Here is an 18,030-nt window from a genome sequence, read left to right on the forward strand (position 1 = left end):
TCCCATTTGCCAGCCTTCATGATAACGGACAGTGAATCGAGCAGCTTCACAGCTGCTCTAAGTCCTCCAGTACCATGTGGAGAATCCGTTTGGTGTCTTGCTTCAGCTCATCGTTAAGATGCTTCTCAATAGCTGGAACGGCTTCTTGCCCGAGTCCTATCAGCTGTTCATACACTTCGTAATCGGTTTTCCAGAATGAATAGGGACTGTTCTTGCCGAATTCGCCATGATCGAGAGCATGAATCCAGTGCTGCACCTGCTCATCAAGAGGAAGCTGCTTCACGGACTGCACAGCTGCTTGGAATTCCAGATCCTTCTCTTCGACATCAGGCATTGCCTTGTACAGCTGCTTCTGAGAGACGCATTTGCGAAGCAGCTGGCTGGTAGTCAAGTAGTCGCCACCCACACCATCCGCAGCAGAGACATAAGCGATAAAGTCATCCGTACGCTGCAGCTGCTCGAAGTCTGGCTGCAAGCGCTGAATGACATCAATGGCGATTAGGAACAGCTGGGAATCGAACAGTGTTTTCTCAAAAATATAGGCTTGATCGATGTCGAGAAAGCGGGGCTCCTCCAAGCTGATACAATAGAACATCCCGAGCCACTTTTCCAAACGCTCAGGCATGTCCTCATACATAAATGAAAAATCGCCCTCTGCGTATTTCAATTCGGCACAGAGTTTCTCGCGAACTTCAGATTCATCTTTATTCCGATGTCGCTTGCGTTCACGAGTATAGGAATCCTCAACCATTTCGTTCAAGGTGTTCTGGTTATTGATATAGATGATATAGCTGCCGTGATAGGTATCGGTATAAATGGAGAAGGTATACACGTCTTCGTTGTTTCCTTCCGCGATATACTCGTCCATTGCCGACTTGCAATACTCATACAAGGCATCTTCCATCTCTGCTGTACTCACGAAAATACCTTCATGAAGTCTGGTCGAATCGATCTCGACGATCTGCTTATCAGGGGTGCAAAGGATATAGCTTTCGCTGCCCTCTAGTCCTCGTCTTCCACTAATCAGCTTGCCAATGTGCACATCATAAGAACTCATGCTGAAGCCACTCCTTTTTATGAATACATGCATATATATTCCACGATAATAGGGGGACTTCCTCCCAGCAAGTAGAGAGCAAGCAGAATACAAGATCTATCTTCGTGCTAAGGGCTCGTTGTGTTTTCCTGTATTGTTTTCTATACTCGTGTAAAAAGAGTGACAAAGGGAGAATATGGGATGATTAAGCTAAAAAACATAGGAACGTTTGAGACGCTTCCAGATATGGCGATACCTATTTATGAGGGAAATCTACCAGCATTGCAGGATGCGATTGCAGCGGGCTGGGACATAGAGAAGGGTATTGTGCTCAGCTCATATACGACACTAAGTCCGCTTGAACTGGCATTGTTATCAGAGAGGCTGGAAGTTGTGAAGTTATTGTTGGAGCACGGTGTTAACCTCAATGTGAAGCAAAACCCCGCCTTTTTACTCGCGGTTCGCTATTGCAAGGAAGACATCGTACGCTATGTTGCAGCACAAGGCGCCAAGCTGGACATGCGTAATCGAGTGGGCTCAGGCGCTTATTCGCAGGCTTATTACGGCAATAAAAGCAATATTCCGCTCATTCATGAGCTGGGGCTCGATATGAAGACACATGGCGGTGAGGTGCTGCGCACAGCGGTATCTGATCATGATCTGGAATGGGTCACCTATTTGCTTGATCATGGTGTTGATATTAATTACAACGAACCGGATATGGTGTATCCTTATCGAGCGACTCCGTTAACGGTTGCTGCACGGATGGGCAGTATGAAGATGGTCCAATGGTTGATCGAGCGCGGTGCTGATGTATTAAAGGCGGAAAAGGATGGGGAGCGGCCGTATACGATTGCCGTTAGCAGCAAGAATGCGGCCATGGCCGAATACTTGAAGGCGCTGGAGCCTGCAGAGCTGCATGACGTGGAAAATAAAAAATATGAGCTGAGGAAGTATAAGCTGCCTGTCGACCTGATTGCATTTTTAACCGGTGATCAACTGCGTCTGGAGCTAGGCAAAAACGAGTATGGCATTCAATACATTGATTTCTTCAATTTAACCGATACGGTGGAGATGAAGGCTGGTCGTCAGAAGCTGCTGCGGCTGTCAGCTGATATCGATCAGTATTCGGGTCTTCAGCTGGTATGGAACCCTAAGAAAAAGGGCTCCATCGGCTGCTATGATATAGAGCATAAGGAGTACGCGGATTTATGCTGCTTTCAGGATTTCCTCAGCGAGCCTGAGCAGTATCTCATCAAGTTCCTTGAGGGCGAATTGTAAATGGGGAAAGGATGATAAGCTCCCGATGGAGGCTGGTCCACTGATGCCAACCGTGGATACCACAGGTACGGATGTCCATGTGATCACAAAGCACATGAAGCAATGGACTCAGCAATGTCTGTCCTAATGAGAGTCTTCAGCATAAAAAGAGTGTGCCATATAAGAGGAAACCACCGTCTGTAAAAGAGACGGTGGTTTGTTTTTTACTGTTCTACAATCATCCAAATGCCTTCGGAGCCATAAGAACTTTCTGGCGTAGACAAGACGCCTTTTTCCATGCAAGACTCTATAACATCATTGATTAAGCCGCATGTCGTCTGCAGGACAAAAAGGGGGTAATCGTGGATAAGATGACGCGGCACATAGGTCTTAATCATGGCATGAATGGCATCAGCAAAGGGTTCCACTAGATCATCAATTGAATCAGTGAACTCCGTCGATAATGCATAGAATGCGTCCTCATCTTTCGCATCTATAACAAGGATGTTTGGATAAAGCGCATCATTCTCTTTCCTCAGGCAGCCTGCTTCAATGGCTTTTGCGGCGACTTCCTTCTCATCTTCTGTAAGGGAGTCTGCTTTCAATCCCTTTATAGCAAGCAGGGTCAACATCATTACAGGGTCGAGCGACATCTGATGCCCGCAGTTGAAATGCTTTTGAAGGCGAGGTCCGTATATGTTCGCTGCATATACTTTTCGATACCCGCAAAGGTTGAGCGCCTGAATGCCGTCACAGCCATACACATTAAGCTCGATCTCCTCGGTTTCCTTAACGGCAAATCCGAAGGTGTGGAATTCTTTTTCATGAAGCTCCATAGCTGCATAATACTTCTCCGTTAGTCGCTGCTTCACCCTATCCTCAAAGGCCCATATCATGCGAGAGATGAGCGACCATGCTATTTGCGAGGCTTCCGGTGGTTGGCTCAAAAATGGAAAGCGGAGTATGCGCTGCTCATGAGTGCGAAGATAATGGACAGCCTTGTCCACGATTTCCTGTGTGTACGGACGATAAACTTCCTGAATGCGTGCAAGGTCCTGCGCATCAATGAGGACCAAATTCGAGATGTACTTGCCGCTATCCAATCTCTTCAACAGTCCGTAATGGCCATTCTCGCCACGGCACTGTATCTCAAGCTCCTCCTCTACAAAAGGCATTGGCACATGAAGCAGCTCTGAGAGTTCTTTTGGTGTGCGGGCGGTATTTTTGCATAAATAGATGAGATTCTGAGAAAATAATCGCTCCGCTTTAACACGAGGATCATGGCCTGAAGGCGCCCCTGTCCCTATTAACAACAGCTTGACTGGCTTCAATGTTAAGTTCGAGTTGTCCATGTTCTTGTTCGTCACCTCTTTTCGAATGGTATTGCGGGCAGAAAATAACCGCTGCTTCACTGTCGTTTCTAGAATCCCGAGCTTATGGGCAATTGCTGCTGTCTTCATGCCATCCAAATAGTACATAATCATCACATCCCGATACATTTTGGATAAAAAGGCGATCTCTCGTTGGATTCGGCGCAGAGCGTCTGCGTTGCTTTCTTGATTGATGAGCGCATCGATAGGATGGATGACGGCATGCAAAGGAGCAGTCGCATTTGTCGTCAAGGTCGCCTCGCTACTGAGCCGCTTTCGCTTTTCACTAAAATCGGCGTATACGCGTTGGGCAATTGTCCATGCATATCCGTAAAAATGATGAATGTCCTCTTGCCTGCGAAGGCTTTTTAGCAGCTGTACGATAATCTCTGAACAGAGATCTTCCGCTTCATAGGCGCTGCTGCAGCGTTTGTAGGCATAACCGAACAGGGAGTCCAAAAACGCTTTATCTTCAAGATATAAGAGGGCCTCCTCAGGCTTCATCCTCTCACCTTCCTTTATCTCTGTTGTATCCATACATCCTATTAGTCCGCGAAAATGGATGGCGGTTAGGAGGAAAATAAAAAAATCATTCCATAAATTTACCGTAATTTCATGCGATGTTCTAAAATCTTCCCGTTTTATCTGAAGTATAATAGCAGATAAATGATTGGAACAACCAGGGAAATTGACTTGCACGAACGCATGCTGGGGCGTCATGTCTAAAAGGGAAGTGAGTCATGTTCAACGATGTTCATCGATATAAACGAGTGATTGCGTGTGCGCTGGTTATTGTCTTGGTATTGTCTCTTGTGCCAATAGGCATCAAACAGTTCGGCAAGCAGTCAGAGAAGCAGCCCCGAATCATGCAAGGGGTATTGGATTTGACGCAATGGGATCTTCAAGATCACGGGGAGATCAAGCTGAATGGAGAATGGAGCTTCTATTGGCAAGAGCTCCATACGAGTGAAGATTTTCAATCATCGAGTGCTGGCCCCTCCGCGCAATATGTGGAAGTGCCGAATGTATGGAATACGTATGAGAGAGCGGGGCTGCCGCTTCCCGGACAAGGGTATGCTACCTACCGCTTGCAAGTACGGACAGCTGGCCAAGCGGAACCTTTAGCATTAAAAATACCGACGATCTCCACCTCTTACAAAGTGATGATTGATGGAAAGACCTTGGCAACCGGCGGGAAAGTAGCAGCCAGCAAGGAGCAGTCAGAGGCGTCTTATTCTCCGCAGACGGTTGTGTTTCAACCTGATGGCCCAACGTTTGAGATCATTGTGCAGGTTTCTAACTTCCTGTATGCCCGGGGCGGGATATGGAATGCGTTAATGCTCGGAACACAAGATCAAATGACGGATGTGAATCGAAAAGAGATTGCTGTCGATATGATTATTCTAGGCAGCATACTTATGATGGGAATCTACCATATTATGGTTTATCTACTTCGCAGAGACAATCGATCCACGCTTTATTTTGGACTGATCTGCTTGCTTGTCGTCATTCGAATTCTGTCCATGAAAGAGATTTTTATTACCTATCTTTTTCCTGACATCCAGCTGCGTTTCCTTATCTTTAACGAATATATGACCTATTATGGAGGCATGACCTTGACCACGCTGTTTCTTCGCGAGCTGTATCCCAAGGAGTTCTCGAAGAAGATTGTGAGATTGTTGGTCGCCGTCGGTTGCGTATTTATGCTGACGGTTATTGTACTTCCTGCCGAGCTGTATACTCAGTGGATCAATGTCTTTCATGCTTTTGTGTTGTTAACGTTTCCTTACTATTGTTTTGGCGTTGTACTGGCTGTTTATCGAAAACGAAGCGGAGCCATCCTGCAAATTACGGGCGCAGCCATACTCATGGTCACGATGGCTCACGATATTTTATTTTTGCAGGACCCCTATACGTATTACTGGTTCGGCAAGCTCTTATTTCCGTATGGGATGTTTGCATTGATTTTTATTGAGGCGACCGAACTTGCAAGGCGCTTCTCGCATGCATTTCGGACCATTGAAGAGATGTCTGAGAAGCTGCTGTCGCTTGATCAATTAAAAGATGAGTTCCTGGCCAACACCTCCCATGAGCTTCGGACCCCGATTCATGGTATTTTGAACTTATCCCAATCGGTGCTGGATACGGCGTCTACCCGCTTAAGTGCGATGGAGAAAGGCAATATCAACACCATTGTTTCGGTATCGCGAAGGCTTGCCAATCTTGTTAATGATATTCTTGATTTCTCCAAATTAAAAAATGGAGATATTGTGCTCCGTCGAAGCGCTGTCGAATTAAGACCGTTAATCCATGTGGTGATGGAGATGTTCTTGCACTTGGCCGGTGATAAGAAGGTAAGCTTCGTTAACCGGGTCCCTGCAGAGGCACCGAGCGTGAATGCAGACGAAGATCGGCTTGCCCAGATTATGTACAATTTGATTGGAAATGCGCTTAAGTTCACACAGCAAGGAGAGATCAGCGCAACCGCTAGGGATAATGGGGGATGGCTTGAGATTTCCATTCATGATACGGGCATCGGCATTCCTGCTCATCATCTGGAGTCGATCTTCGAGCCGTTTGATCAAGCTGATCACTCCATTCCGATGGAATACGGAGGAACAGGACTTGGCCTCAGCATTACGAAGCGCTTGGTTGAGCTTCATGGCGGAACGATTAAGGTGAGATCTGAGATAGGAAAAGGATCAACCTTTACCGTTACCCTCCCTGTGGCGGGCGATATCCATCATGGTTACAGGAACTTCCATACTGCCGTTACGGAGTGGCCTCGCGGCTTGTCAGAGCTAGCATCAGGAGCGGACATCGGATCGCCTGCGCTTGCATCTGCTATAGAGGACAGAGAGTATACGATTCTGGTAGCCGATGATGATCCGGTGAATCGTCATGTGCTGACCACGCTCTTAACCTCGGACAACTGTACGATTATCGCGGTGTCGAACGGCATGGAAGCCTTGCAGGATCTAAAGCGTCATCGACGCATTGACCTAGCTGTCATCGATCTGATGATGCCAGGCCTGTCAGGCTATGAAGTATGCAGAGCCATTCGGGAGCATTACACCTTGTCTGAGCTTCCCGTGCTGCTCCTCACTGCAAGAAGCCGATCAGAGGACATGCTGGCGGCGTTCGAGGCGGGGGTGAACGATTTTTTGAGCAAGCCTGTTGAGTCAGGGGAGCTTAAGGCCCGAGTTCGCACACTTTTGAATATGAAGACGTCTGTCAGCGAGCTTGTCCGCTCGGAGATGGCTTTCTTGCAGGCCCAGATCAAGCCTCATTTTTTGTTTAATGCTCTATCAACCATAATATCGATCAGCTACAGTGATGTAGGCAAGGCACAAGAACTATTGGAGGATCTGAGCGATTATTTAAGAGGAAGCTTTGATTTCCATAACCAAGAGCGCTTCATTCCGATTCAAAAAGAAGTGGACCTTGTGGAGTCTTACTTAAAGATTGAAAAGGCACGCTTTGGGGATCGCCTGCGCATCAACCTTGACGTAGAGGAGCATCTATTGTCGCCTATTCCCCCGCTCGTCATTCAGCCCATAGTGGAGAATGCAGTGCGGCACGGTGTGATGTCGCGCCCAGATGGCGGCTGGCTTCATATCTCGGTCGCTGCTCATGAGCAAGAAGTAGTGGTAAGGGTAACCGATGATGGTCCCGGCATTCCGGATACGGTTCTGGCTGCGCTGAGAGAAAAGAGGCACGGAGATCGAGGCGTAGGGCTGATTAATATAGAACGCCGCCTGCAAAATACGTACGGGATCGGAATGGACATCGAGAGTACGCACGAACGGGGTACAACAGTGACGATACGTATCCCTGCAAAATAATAGCAACATGTGGAGATAGGGGGCGACAATCACAACATGATGAATGTGGAAAAAATAGCTGATTTTTTTGCTGAGCGCTCCTTTGACATTGAAGGGATCTATCGTCTAGTCATTCAACCCAAAAGTGTATTAAGAGAATTCAAGACGGAGAAGCATGGATTCCTCTTTACGGTTAGTGGAGAGGCGATCATGCGGGTAAATGGCACAACGTACAACCTGCATCCGGGCTCTGTCTTTCACGCCGCTCCGAATATGGTGATGGATTCTCAAGTGATTGGGGACGCCGCATTCGAATACTATTCTTTATTCTATCGATTCGATAAGCAGGGCGATGCCCTTGATCTGATAGGCGACCAGCATTATACACTGGAAGCGGGCTTCAATCCAAGCGTTACAGAAGCCTTGATGATGATTCATCGGCAAGCAGCGATCCGAGAGAGCCTACCGCGCCTTCGGGTCAAGCAATTGTTTCTTGGTATTCTGCATCATGTGCTGATGGCGAGCAAGCATCGCGATCAAGAGGATTCTCCGCGCAGAAGAGTTGTGGATGAAGCAGCGGCGTATATCCATGAGCATTATATGGACCCGCTGACGCTGGATGGATTAGCAGAGCTGCATGGAATGAATGCGAACAGCTTCTCTTATTATTTTCATAAATACAAGGGCATTCGCCCGATTGATTATCTGGTCGATTATCGTATGGAAAGGGCTCGTGAGCTGCTGCAAACGGGGCATTATTCGATTCGTGATATTGCAGCCAGTGTAGGCTATGGGAATCCGCTTTATTTCAGTCGTTTATTTAAAAAGAAATTTGGCGTGGCGCCGACAGCGTATAGAGATGTTGAAGATTAGCAGCTATTGCGAGAGTCCGTGATCAAGGTTTGAAAAATAGATGAAGCAGCCGCAGCCAATATGGTTGGCAGCGGCTGTTTTTTTGTTGCATATCATGCTGAAGTTTTCGTTATCGACAAGAAGATACGAGTCTATGCCAACTCCTCAATTTTTAATAATAATGCATGTGGATTTAGAGATTTGTGTATTCGCATATGGCACAGTGCTTGCTATACTTTTTAATGATAATGAGAATCATTATTATTTACTTATATTTTTATACTACTCAATTCATAGATAAGGGAAGGTTGATTGATTTGAACGAGAAGAGACAGCTATGCATAGGACTAGCCCTGTCATCGACTTGGCTGAAGGGCAACGGCTGGCGGCGTCCCGACAGCGGCATCGAGGATTTATACTCCTCTGATTATTATGTTGAGCTGGCTAAGCTGGCCGAGAAGGCGAAGCTTGATTTTGTATTTCGGCCAGATGCGATGTATCTCAATATGGATGCACTCAGCCATTCGCCGGGCTTTGGCAGCCTTGATCCGACGATTCTGCTAGCTTCCATAGCACGAGAAACCAAATACATCGGACTTGTGACTACTGCCTCCACAACTTTTAATCCCCCTTATGTGGTGGCAAGACAGCTTCAGTCTCTGCATTGGGTCAGCAATGGCCGCGCGGGCTGGAATATGGTTACCGCTCTTGACGGGCTTGACAACTTCGGAGCCTCCCAGATGCCTTCATCGGAAGAGAGGTATGCGCAAGCCAGGGAGTTCTGCGACGTTGTACACAAGCTGTGGGACAGCTATCCGAACGAGGCGCTGCTCATGGATCGAGAGTCAGGGAAGATGGTCGATCAGGAGAAGATATCTCCAATTGATCATGCTGGAGAGTACTTCCGTGTCAAAGGGCCGCTTAATCTGCCTGCCCATTCTGCTGGCTCGATTCCTCTATTTCAAGCCGGCGCTTCAAATACGGGCCGGGATTTTGCAGCCTCGACGGCGGATGCTATCTTCGCAGCCTCGCCTGATATTGCCTCAGGCACTGAGCTGCGCAGCGATCTGAGAAGACGTGCGCAGGAGCATGGCCGTCACCCTGATGCAGTCCGGGTTCTGCCAGGCTTGTATTTCTTCTTGGCAAGCACGCGTGACGAGGCGCGTGAGCTGCACCGCGAAGCACATGCCCATCTAAGCACCGATCGTCGTTATCAAGCCGTCCAATCCATATTGGGTCTCGATATTCGTCATCTGCCTATGGATCAGCGCGTCACTGCAGATGTGCTGCCTGATGCCGATCAGCCGGTACGCAGCCGAACCCATGCTGATCTGCTGCGCAGGCTCATTGTCGAGCAGCAGCCGACAGTAGAAGAGCTGCTGGCTAGACCTGAGGTGGTAGGCTCTGCCCATTGGGTCATTGTGGGCACTGTAGAAGATGCGCTTAAGGATATCCTTGCTTGGCATGAAGCGGGAGCGATGGATGGATTTATTGCCCTTCCGGGCGGGTCCAGACAGTCCATGCAGCTGTTCTTCGATGAGCTGATGCCGCTGCTGGTGGAAAGAGGATTATTCCGCAGCGAGTATACAGGTTCTATCTTGAGCGAGCATCTAGGCATTCAATAGGTTGTTGGCACAGGCCGCAAAGGGTCTACGGGAGCAGCGCCTGCAATCAGATTCGCTGCACGACGTGCTTGATTTCTTCTTAGTAGAGCATAGAAATGGATAAGGAAAGGAATAGGGGTCGAATGAAAAAAAGAATGATGCTAGTTGGAGTGATTGCCTGCTTCATGCTTGTGTTGGCTGCATGTGGAGGAGGAAATCAAGCAAGCCAATCGGGTACTGACTCAAGCAGCACGGATACGGCGCAAGCCGAGCCAAAGAATAGCGGCAATAGCAGCAGTGCAAAAGCAAGCCAGTCAAGAGAGGTTGAATATCTTGGCGAGCATTATACCGTGCCTGAGAAGGTGGAGAGAATCGTCATTACAGGAGCGATGGAGGCGATGGAGGATGCAGCTGTGCTGGATGTTCATCCTGTAGGTGCCATTTCTATCGGAGGCACATTCCCTGACATGTTTGCAGCTATAACAGACAAGGCACAATCCATTGGCGAGAAGCAGCAGCCGAACTTTGAAAAGATATTGGAGCTGAAGCCCGACGTTATTCTAGGCTCAACGAAGTTCCCTACAGAAGTAGTCGAGAATTTGCAAAAGATCGCACCTACCATTCTAGTATCGCATATCTCAACGAACTGGGATGCGAATCTAAGACTCATGGCAGAATTAACAGGGAAGCAGGCAGAGGCGGAGCACATTCTGAAGCAATACAACACAGATACCCAAGCCGTGAAGGCCTCGCTTAAGGAAAAGCTGCAGGGCAAGAAAGTAGCCGCGCTGCGCATTCGTGGATCACAGGTCTTTGTGTATCCGAAGGATGTATACTTCAACCCCGTCTTGTATGATGAGATGGGTCTAGAGGTGCCAGAGCAGGTGATCGCAGCCAAGACACAGGAGGCGATCTCAACGGAGCAGCTGGCGGAGATGAATCCAGATTATTTGTTCTTGCAATTCACGATCAGCGAGGGTCAAGATGCTTCTAAAGTATATGAGGACCTGAAGCAGAATCCGATTGTCCAGCAGATCCACGCCTTCAAGGAGGACCATGTGTATATCAACGTGGTTGATCCTTTGATGGAGGGCGGGCCTGCTTACAGTCGAATCAAATTTGTTGAGAGCGTGCAGCAGCATCTGGATAAGTAATGGCTAGCTAGCGGTGCTTGTCTTGACAGCTCGATAGGGGCAGTGCACCCATGACAGGAAAGAGAGGGCTGATCCCTCTCTTTTTTTGTTTTTGCAGTCGTAATACTTTTGCCCTGTTCGCAGTTGGCGAAGTATGTGATCATGGATTCATCGAAGCAATGAGGCCACTCGCTTCATGCTTCGGCCTTTCAGGCTATTGCGGTCCTTCCTTCTACACTCATTGGCGAATTAGGGCCGCAGCTTCCCTGAAGGATGCTTACTCACGAGAGGAGGTTCCAGGCTATCATATTCCTTCCTTCTATTGATTCCTCAACCAAATGTAGGGATATGGCTTTCCTGGATTCTTATGATCAACCAAACGATATATTTGCGAAGAGCACATAAGCTTGTTGTGAACCAAGAAGCACATGCGGGTCAGCTTTCAAACGCCCATTTGGCCTCAGCGATGAAAAACATCGAGCACCTCGGCTTTACATTCTCGCCTTTATTGATGCAGGCGGTCCGTACCTTGCCAGTAGATCAGTTCGAGGCGCTGTATCGCCAGCTGGTAGCGGATCTGAAGGTTATGGTAGGCGCCCATGTCGCATATAAGCCGATGTATCCGAACTTCCCGATGCAGGTCATGGAAGAAGAAGATGCCGAGCTTTATCTCAATGCGCTCTATCATTATTGCACGCTGGAGCTTCTGCAGTATGAGGTGCGTGAGCGGCTGCCTTTGCTGGATAAGGTAAAGCTTACCGTGATCGATCTTGGAACAGAAGCGGCGTTCTACACGATGATCCGTCAGCTCATTCAAGCGAACGGTTCCATCTCCGAGACGGACAAAGAGGATATCGATACGGTGATTGCGCAGGCCAATCCCGACCGGCTTGCAGAGATCCTGCCCGCTGAGATTCCGTTTAAAGAAAACGTCGCGTTTGTAGCGGGATCATTATACAAGCACGACAAAGCCAATGTGGAGCTGCTTGGACGATACATCAAGACAGCTACCGATGTGCTGCGTCTGGCTGCTGCATGGTCAGAGGGCGATGTCAGCCTTGCCGAGCCCACCCGTTTTCGCAAATTCAAGCGTTCGGAGAGACGTCTCCTGCTTGGCTTGCTTGAGCAGTGCGGCTCCATTACCGAAGATATGCTGAGATATAAAGAGCGCTGGGTTCGATTAGGGGAGATTCTTCACCCTTCCGAATACAAAGCGCGATATACACGATGCAAGGAAGCCTTTGATATCCTGCGCAATGATAAGCCTTTTGCGACCTTTAATGGGAGCGTTGAAGTGGCCTTTCATTATAATCTGATCTGGAATCTTATTGAGCTGTTGATGAAGCGCCCAGGCGAGTTTGCTAGAAGACTGGATCAGCTGCTTCGCAAGAACGAGCAGACGGAATATGTCATCTTGGCCTTTGGTGAGGTGGCGAACCAAGTGGCGACAACGGTGCTGCTGCAAGTGAAATCTTATTTTGCCCATCGTCATGAACAGCAGGAGCAGCGCACCTTTTTCCCAAAAGGCAATGTGGCGAGAGCCTATGCCATTCCCAATACACTACCGCCTATTGAGGCTTCGGTATGCCATGCCATTGTAAACCTGTGCGATCAGGTGCTGGAAGAGCGATTCTCCGCTATGGCTCCATTAGGTAAGACGTACGTTGATCCTAAGCTGAAGACCTATCTCGTACCATTCTCACAACGATCAGCAAGCAAATCGCTGCGCACGATTGTGCGCGGGAGCCGTGTGCCGATGCCAGAGGGGGATACAATACGCTTCTTCAACTGGTGGAAGGAAGGTATCGTTCAGGGCAAGCCAACGGGACGTGTCGATATTGACTTGTCGTCGGTGATGTATGATCACAATTGGGAGTACGTAGAGCATATCTCGTATACGAATCTTCGCTCCAGCAAGTATCAGGCGGTCCATAGCGGTGATATCGTAACGGCCCCTCATGGGGCATGCGAGTTCATTGATCTGCATATCCCCTCGATTGTCGAATATGGCGGACGTTATGTTGTGACTGCGCTTTACTCCTACACTGATCAGCCTTATTGCGATCTGCCAGCGTGCTTCGTGGGCTGGATGATGCGCAAGAAGCCGGGTTCTGGGGAGATCTTCGAGCCTGCGACGGTTGTCGATAAGATCGATGTGACCGCCAATACGCAGATTGCAATTCCGGTGATTCTGGATCTGGTCAAGCGGACGGTTATCTGGACGGACCTGTCTTTAACGAGACATCCATTCCATTACAATAATGTGGAGAACAATCAAAAAGGCATGGTGTTGATGGGAAAAGCCATGTCTACCCTGCAGAAGCCAGACCTGCATGATTTGTTTACACTCCACGCCAAGGCAAGAGGCCAGCTGGTCGCCTCAGCGGATGAAGCCGATACGATCTTCTCGGTCGACCAAGGCGTTACGCCCTTTGATCTAGAAGAGATCATGGCGGAATATTTGGCTTAGTTGCAGAACGAGACATCTAGCTATCGTGATTGGAGAGTGGCCTGCAGGCTGCTCTTATTTTATTGAGGAAAAAGTTGATGTGACGGGTTATCGCTAGTTGCCTGGTGGCTTGTAGCGCTGACCAGAATAGATAGTAGTTGATTGCGTTATAGCTGGAGATTCCAGCATATGTGGGGGCAGATGTGTCTGCGAGAGCGGGGTATCCCACAATTGCGGTTCCGGCGGGAATACAGGATAGCGGCAGGCCGTTTGGCATCACCTTTGCAGGCATGGCTTTTAGCGAGCCGACCCTCATCCGTCTAGCTTATGCGTATGAACAGCGGACAAAGCATAGAAGAAAGCCAGTTTTATAACCACGAACGTTTTCAGAAGAAACGAAACGACCGTTCCCTGGTGGAATACCGAGAAACGGTCGCAGCATATTGGTGTCTTTTTATTCTTATCTACTTGACGGGGTTATGACAACATTAGGGATGGCTTTTTATACGGTTAATAGCCTTGAATAAAGACGGAGTCTTGTCTAGATCAAAGGTGTAGGGCAACCTATATGACGGTTTAAAAGCAGAGGTCATATGTTAAAGCGTCTTCGTGATTGACACATCGATAGTAAGAATAATATGATGATGGTAACGTAAACGTTTAACCTTAGCTAATTGTCTAAAAATATCAGTTCTCTTTTTAAAAGAAGTAAACGTTTACTTAGAAGGGTGGTAGTATGGCGTCTACGATTAAGGATATTGCGAGAGTAGCAGGAGTGTCCACGGCGACGGTATCCAGGGTGCTTAACCATCTTGGCGGGTACAACGAAGACACCGAGAAGAAGGTTATGGCAGTAGCAAAGGCTTTAGGCTATCGGAAAAATGAAAATGCGAGAAGTCTGGTGCAGAAGTCGTCCAAGACGATCGGGGTGATTATGCCGGAGGTCACAACCGCCTTCTATGGCGACATTATAAAAGGAATAGAAGATGTCGCTTATGAATATGGGTATAGTGTAATCCTTACGCACGCAGGCAGTCAGGGCAGCCGCATTCAGGAGAGCATGAATCTGATGGGAGAGCGCAGAGTCGATGGGCTTATTATAGTCTCCGTAGAGCTGCATGAGCCTGCAATGGAGTCGCTGTTATCCCTTGACGTGCCGTATATCCTGATATCGACGAAGACGAAGCGAGAAGATGCGCCATACATCAAGGTTGATGATGAACGAGCGGCATATACAGCCGTGAAATACTTGATTGATCATCATCATCGCACAATTGGAATGGCAGGGGCCAATCCGGAAGACCCGATTGCAGGCGCCCCAAGGATTAACGGTTATATTCAAGCGCTGCTTGATCATGGCATTAAGGTTGATTTGAACTTGATTAAGGCGGGAGACTTTAGCTTTGAGTCTGGCAAACAAGCGATGCAGGCGTTTCTAGAAGATCAAGCGAAGATCACCGCTGTATTTTGCGCGAGCGATGAGGCTGCGCTTGGCATAATCTCAGCTTGCTTCGAGCGCCAGATTAGCGTGCCGGAGGACCTGACTGTTGTCGGCTATGACAATTCCAAGGTCTCTTCGATGTCGATCCCCCCGCTTACCACGGTCGCCCAGCCTCTCTATGAGATGGGGAAAGCCGGCTGCTCCAAGCTGATGGACGCGATTATCCATCATACATCCATTGAATCCCAAGTGATTGCACATGAACTAGTCGTGCGCCAATCCGTAAAAAAATTATCTTAGCACAAGGTAATTTTTTTCACCCGTTACGTAAACGTTTACGTTCCTTATACACTCAAGACTATGGAGGAGATCACGATGAATACAAATAACATCAACTTGCACGAGTATACTCACGAAAGAGAAGTAAAGTGGTGGCAGACTGCGGTTGTGTATCAGATTTATCCGCGCAGCTTTCAAGATAGTGATGGAGACGGCATTGGGGATCTCCGAGGAATCATTAACCGGATCGATTATTTAAAAATGCTGGGGATCACGGCCATTTGGCTGTCCCCCGTCTATAAGTCCCCGAACGATGACAACGGCTATGATATTAGCGACTATCAGGACATTATGGATGAATTCGGCACGATGGCGGATATGGAAGAACTGCTTGCCAAGGCCAATGAGGCGGGCATCAGGATCATTATGGATCTCGTCGTGAACCACACATCGGACGAGCACAAATGGTTTGTTGAATCGAGAAAGGGCCGGGACAATCCGTACCGCGATTACTATATCTGGCGCGATCCTGTGAACGGAGACGTTCCAAATGATCTCGGCTCCATCTTCAGCGGCCCGGCTTGGGAATGGGATGAGGCGAGCGGCCAGTATTACCTGCATCTGTTCAGCAAGCGTCAGCCTGACCTCAATTGGGAGAACCCTAACGTTCGCCAGGAAGTATACGATATGATGAACTTCTGGCTGGATAAGGGCGTAGGCGGCTTCCGCATGGACGTGATTGATCTGATTGGGAAGATACCAGACCAAGGCATTACAGGCAATGGGCCTAAGCTGCATGAATATTTGCAGGAGATGAATCAGGCGACCTTCGGTGCCCATGATGTGCTGACAGTAGGCGAGACATGGGGAGCGACACCGGACATTGCGAAGCTGTACTCCGATCCAGCGCGTCAGGAGCTGTCGATGGTGTTTCAATTCGAGCATGTCAGCTTGGATCAGCAGGAGGGCAAGGACAAGTGGGATCTGAAGCCGCTTGATATCACAGAGCTTAAGCGGGTTCTGTCCAAATGGCAGACCTCTCTAGGCGACCAAGGCTGGAACAGCCTGTTCTGGAACAACCATGACCTGCCGCGCATTGTATCGCGCTGGGGCAATGACAAACAGTATCACGAGCAGAGCGCGAAGCTGTTCGCGATTCTCCTGCATATGATGAAGGGGACGCCGTACATTTATCAGGGCGAAGAGATCGGCATGACCAACTACCCGATCTCAAGCATTGATGAAGTGGAGGACATCGAGTCGATCAACATGTATCATGATCGCCTGTCCAAGGGATATGCTGCTGACGATATCTTGGCTTCTATTAATGCCAAAGGCAGAGACAATGCGCGCACGCCGATGCAGTGGGATGATCAGACGCAGGCGGGCTTCACGACAGGCACGCCTTGGCTGCACGTGAATCCGAACCACACAACCATTAATGTGAAGCAGAATCTAGCCAATCCTGATTCGATATTCCACACGTACCGCCGCTTGATCAAGCTTCGCCAAGACCATCCTATTCTTGTATGGGGCGACTATGAGCTGCTTGAGGATACCGCGAAGGAAGTATTTGCTTATTACCGCCATTATGAAGGAGAGACTTGGCTGGTGGTTGCCAATATGTCGGAGCAGGAGCATGTCTTCTCTGTTGATAAGGACACGGCAGAGGTTGTGATCAGCAACTACAATCGTACTCGTGTTGAGGTGAGACAGCTGACGCTAAAGCCATACGAAGCATTTGCTGTTAAGCTGTAAGGAAATACGAGACTACGAGCAAGGTGTGCAGCCATCTCACAGCTTACTTGCATGGCTGCTGTTCTCTCGATGGATGGTCTTGTCTATCAAAAAATGAAAAAATGACCTCAGTTCCGCGCTGCCGTGGAAGCTGAGGTTTTTTCACATAAGCATGCATTACATGAACTCGAAGAAGTAGCGAATCATATGGAAAAAGACAGGCGAGGTATACGTCAGGCTGTCGATGCGGCTCAAGTATTTCTTCTTCAGCGCGTCGAACTTATGGCCGTCGCCAATCAGCAGGTCGCGCTTCAATACGGATATGGTCAAGCTGCCGAAGAATCCGCTAAGACTGATCAGCAGGCCGGAAAATATGCCGAACACCGGGCCAATCGGCGTCAGATAGAGCTGAATCAGATAAGCAGCTCCTGTCGTCACAATCAGGGCAATGGCGAAGCCCTCCCAGGTCAAGTTCAGGTTGGCGGTCGGCACGACCTTCCGCTTGCCGAAGTAGAGCGAGACAAGATAATGAATGACATCATTAAGCTGCGTCAGCACGACTAAGAACAGCACCAGTCCTGCGCCATATTGAGGCGTTGCAAATTGAAAGTAGGCAAGGTGGCTAAGTCCAAACACCATGAGCATCAGTCCCCACTGGGTGGAGCTGACGCTGCGCATGAAGCCGACGGTGCCTTTGTTGATCAAGCGCGGCAGCGGCAGGAACAAGAATACGTAGATCGGGATAAACACAATAAACATCCCGTACCATTCGATATAGATCCAATAGAACTGGAACGGTATCGATAAGTAAGCCCATAAGTACAATCGGCGGTCCGCTTTTCTTGAACGAATCATGGAGAAATATTCTTTTAGCGAAAAGAACGCAAGTGTCATAATAGCGAGCAGCGACACCACAGGGTGGATTAGCGGCGCCAAGCAGAAGACGAAGAACATGGCCCACCAAGTCTTAATGCGAAGTCCAATGATCGTGTAGTCTGTATCAGGCTGCATTCGAGCCGCCACGGCGTACACAACATGAACGACA

Annotated in this window: 11 protein-coding genes and 1 pseudogene; 9 read left to right on the top strand and 3 right to left on the bottom strand. The window is 48.7% G+C overall.

All coding sequences use genetic code 11. The features are described from left to right. Positions 1 to 46: 46 nt before the first annotated feature. Complete coding sequence (locus B9Y93_RS12020; protein WP_085494672.1) at positions 47 to 1,057, bottom strand: hypothetical protein; 1,011 nt, start codon at positions 1,055 to 1,057, stop codon at positions 47 to 49. Between the two features lie 180 nt (positions 1,058 to 1,237). Here B9Y93_RS12020 and B9Y93_RS12025 point away from each other — a divergent pair, with 180 nt between their 5' ends. Further along, on the top strand, positions 1,238 to 2,317 hold the full coding sequence (locus B9Y93_RS12025; protein WP_085494673.1) for an ankyrin repeat domain-containing protein: 1,080 nt from the start codon (positions 1,238 to 1,240) through the stop codon (positions 2,315 to 2,317). Positions 2,318 to 2,520: 203 nt separating this feature from the next. On the opposite strand, the gene B9Y93_RS12030 is transcribed toward B9Y93_RS12025, so the two are convergent. Beyond that, positions 2,521 to 4,170 carry an RNA polymerase sigma factor gene (locus B9Y93_RS12030; RefSeq protein ID WP_176228915.1) on the bottom strand — a complete coding sequence of 550 codons (1,650 nt, stop codon included), beginning with the start codon at positions 4,168 to 4,170 and terminating at the stop codon, positions 2,521 to 2,523. Positions 4,171 to 4,406: 236 nt separating this feature from the next. On the opposite strand from B9Y93_RS12030, the gene B9Y93_RS12035 reads away from it, so the two are divergent. The 8 genes and pseudogenes from B9Y93_RS12035 to B9Y93_RS12070 all read left to right on the top strand — a co-directional run bounded on the left by B9Y93_RS12035 (position 4,407) and on the right by B9Y93_RS12070 (position 17,006). Continuing rightward, complete coding sequence (locus B9Y93_RS12035) at positions 4,407 to 7,511, top strand: ATP-binding protein (protein WP_085494675.1); 3,105 nt, start codon at positions 4,407 to 4,409, stop codon at positions 7,509 to 7,511. A 36-nt stretch (positions 7,512 to 7,547) separates the two neighbouring features. Beyond that, the gene (locus B9Y93_RS12040) at positions 7,548 to 8,363 is read left to right on the top strand and encodes a helix-turn-helix transcriptional regulator (RefSeq protein WP_085494676.1); all 816 of its coding nucleotides are present in this window, start codon (positions 7,548 to 7,550) and stop codon (positions 8,361 to 8,363) included. A 296-nt stretch (positions 8,364 to 8,659) separates the two neighbouring features. Continuing rightward, positions 8,660 to 9,967: an NtaA/DmoA family FMN-dependent monooxygenase gene (locus B9Y93_RS12045; RefSeq protein ID WP_097676092.1), complete on the top strand. Its 1,308-nt coding sequence runs from the start codon at positions 8,660 to 8,662 to the stop codon at positions 9,965 to 9,967. Between the two features lie 122 nt (positions 9,968 to 10,089). Further along, complete coding sequence (locus B9Y93_RS12050; protein ID WP_085494677.1) at positions 10,090 to 11,100, top strand: iron-hydroxamate ABC transporter substrate-binding protein; 1,011 nt, start codon at positions 10,090 to 10,092, stop codon at positions 11,098 to 11,100. A 346-nt stretch (positions 11,101 to 11,446) separates the two neighbouring features. Beyond that, complete coding sequence (locus B9Y93_RS12055) at positions 11,447 to 13,549, top strand: TerD family protein (protein WP_085495111.1); 2,103 nt, start codon at positions 11,447 to 11,449, stop codon at positions 13,547 to 13,549. Positions 13,550 to 13,737: 188 nt separating this feature from the next. Next, a pseudogene (locus tag B9Y93_RS12060) lies at positions 13,738 to 13,902 on the top strand (amidase); the annotation flags it as partial. 362 nt (positions 13,903 to 14,264) lie between these two features. Further along, positions 14,265 to 15,269, top strand: coding sequence for a LacI family DNA-binding transcriptional regulator (locus B9Y93_RS12065; protein WP_085494678.1), 1,005 nt, complete (start codon positions 14,265 to 14,267; stop codon positions 15,267 to 15,269). 75 nt (positions 15,270 to 15,344) lie between these two features. After that, on the top strand, positions 15,345 to 17,006 hold the full coding sequence (locus B9Y93_RS12070; protein WP_085494679.1) for a glycoside hydrolase family 13 protein: 1,662 nt from the start codon (positions 15,345 to 15,347) through the stop codon (positions 17,004 to 17,006). Positions 17,007 to 17,162: 156 nt separating this feature from the next. Here B9Y93_RS12070 and B9Y93_RS12075 read toward each other — a convergent pair whose 3' ends face one another. Next, positions 17,163 to 17,996 carry a phosphatidate cytidylyltransferase gene (locus tag B9Y93_RS12075; protein ID WP_085494680.1) on the bottom strand — a complete coding sequence of 278 codons (834 nt, stop codon included), beginning with the start codon at positions 17,994 to 17,996 and terminating at the stop codon, positions 17,163 to 17,165. Between the last annotated feature and the right edge of the window lie 34 nt (positions 17,997 to 18,030).

This window comes from Paenibacillus aquistagni (assembly GCF_900177815.1).
GTDB lineage: Bacteria > Bacillota > Bacilli > Paenibacillales > Paenibacillaceae > Paenibacillus_B > Paenibacillus_B aquistagni.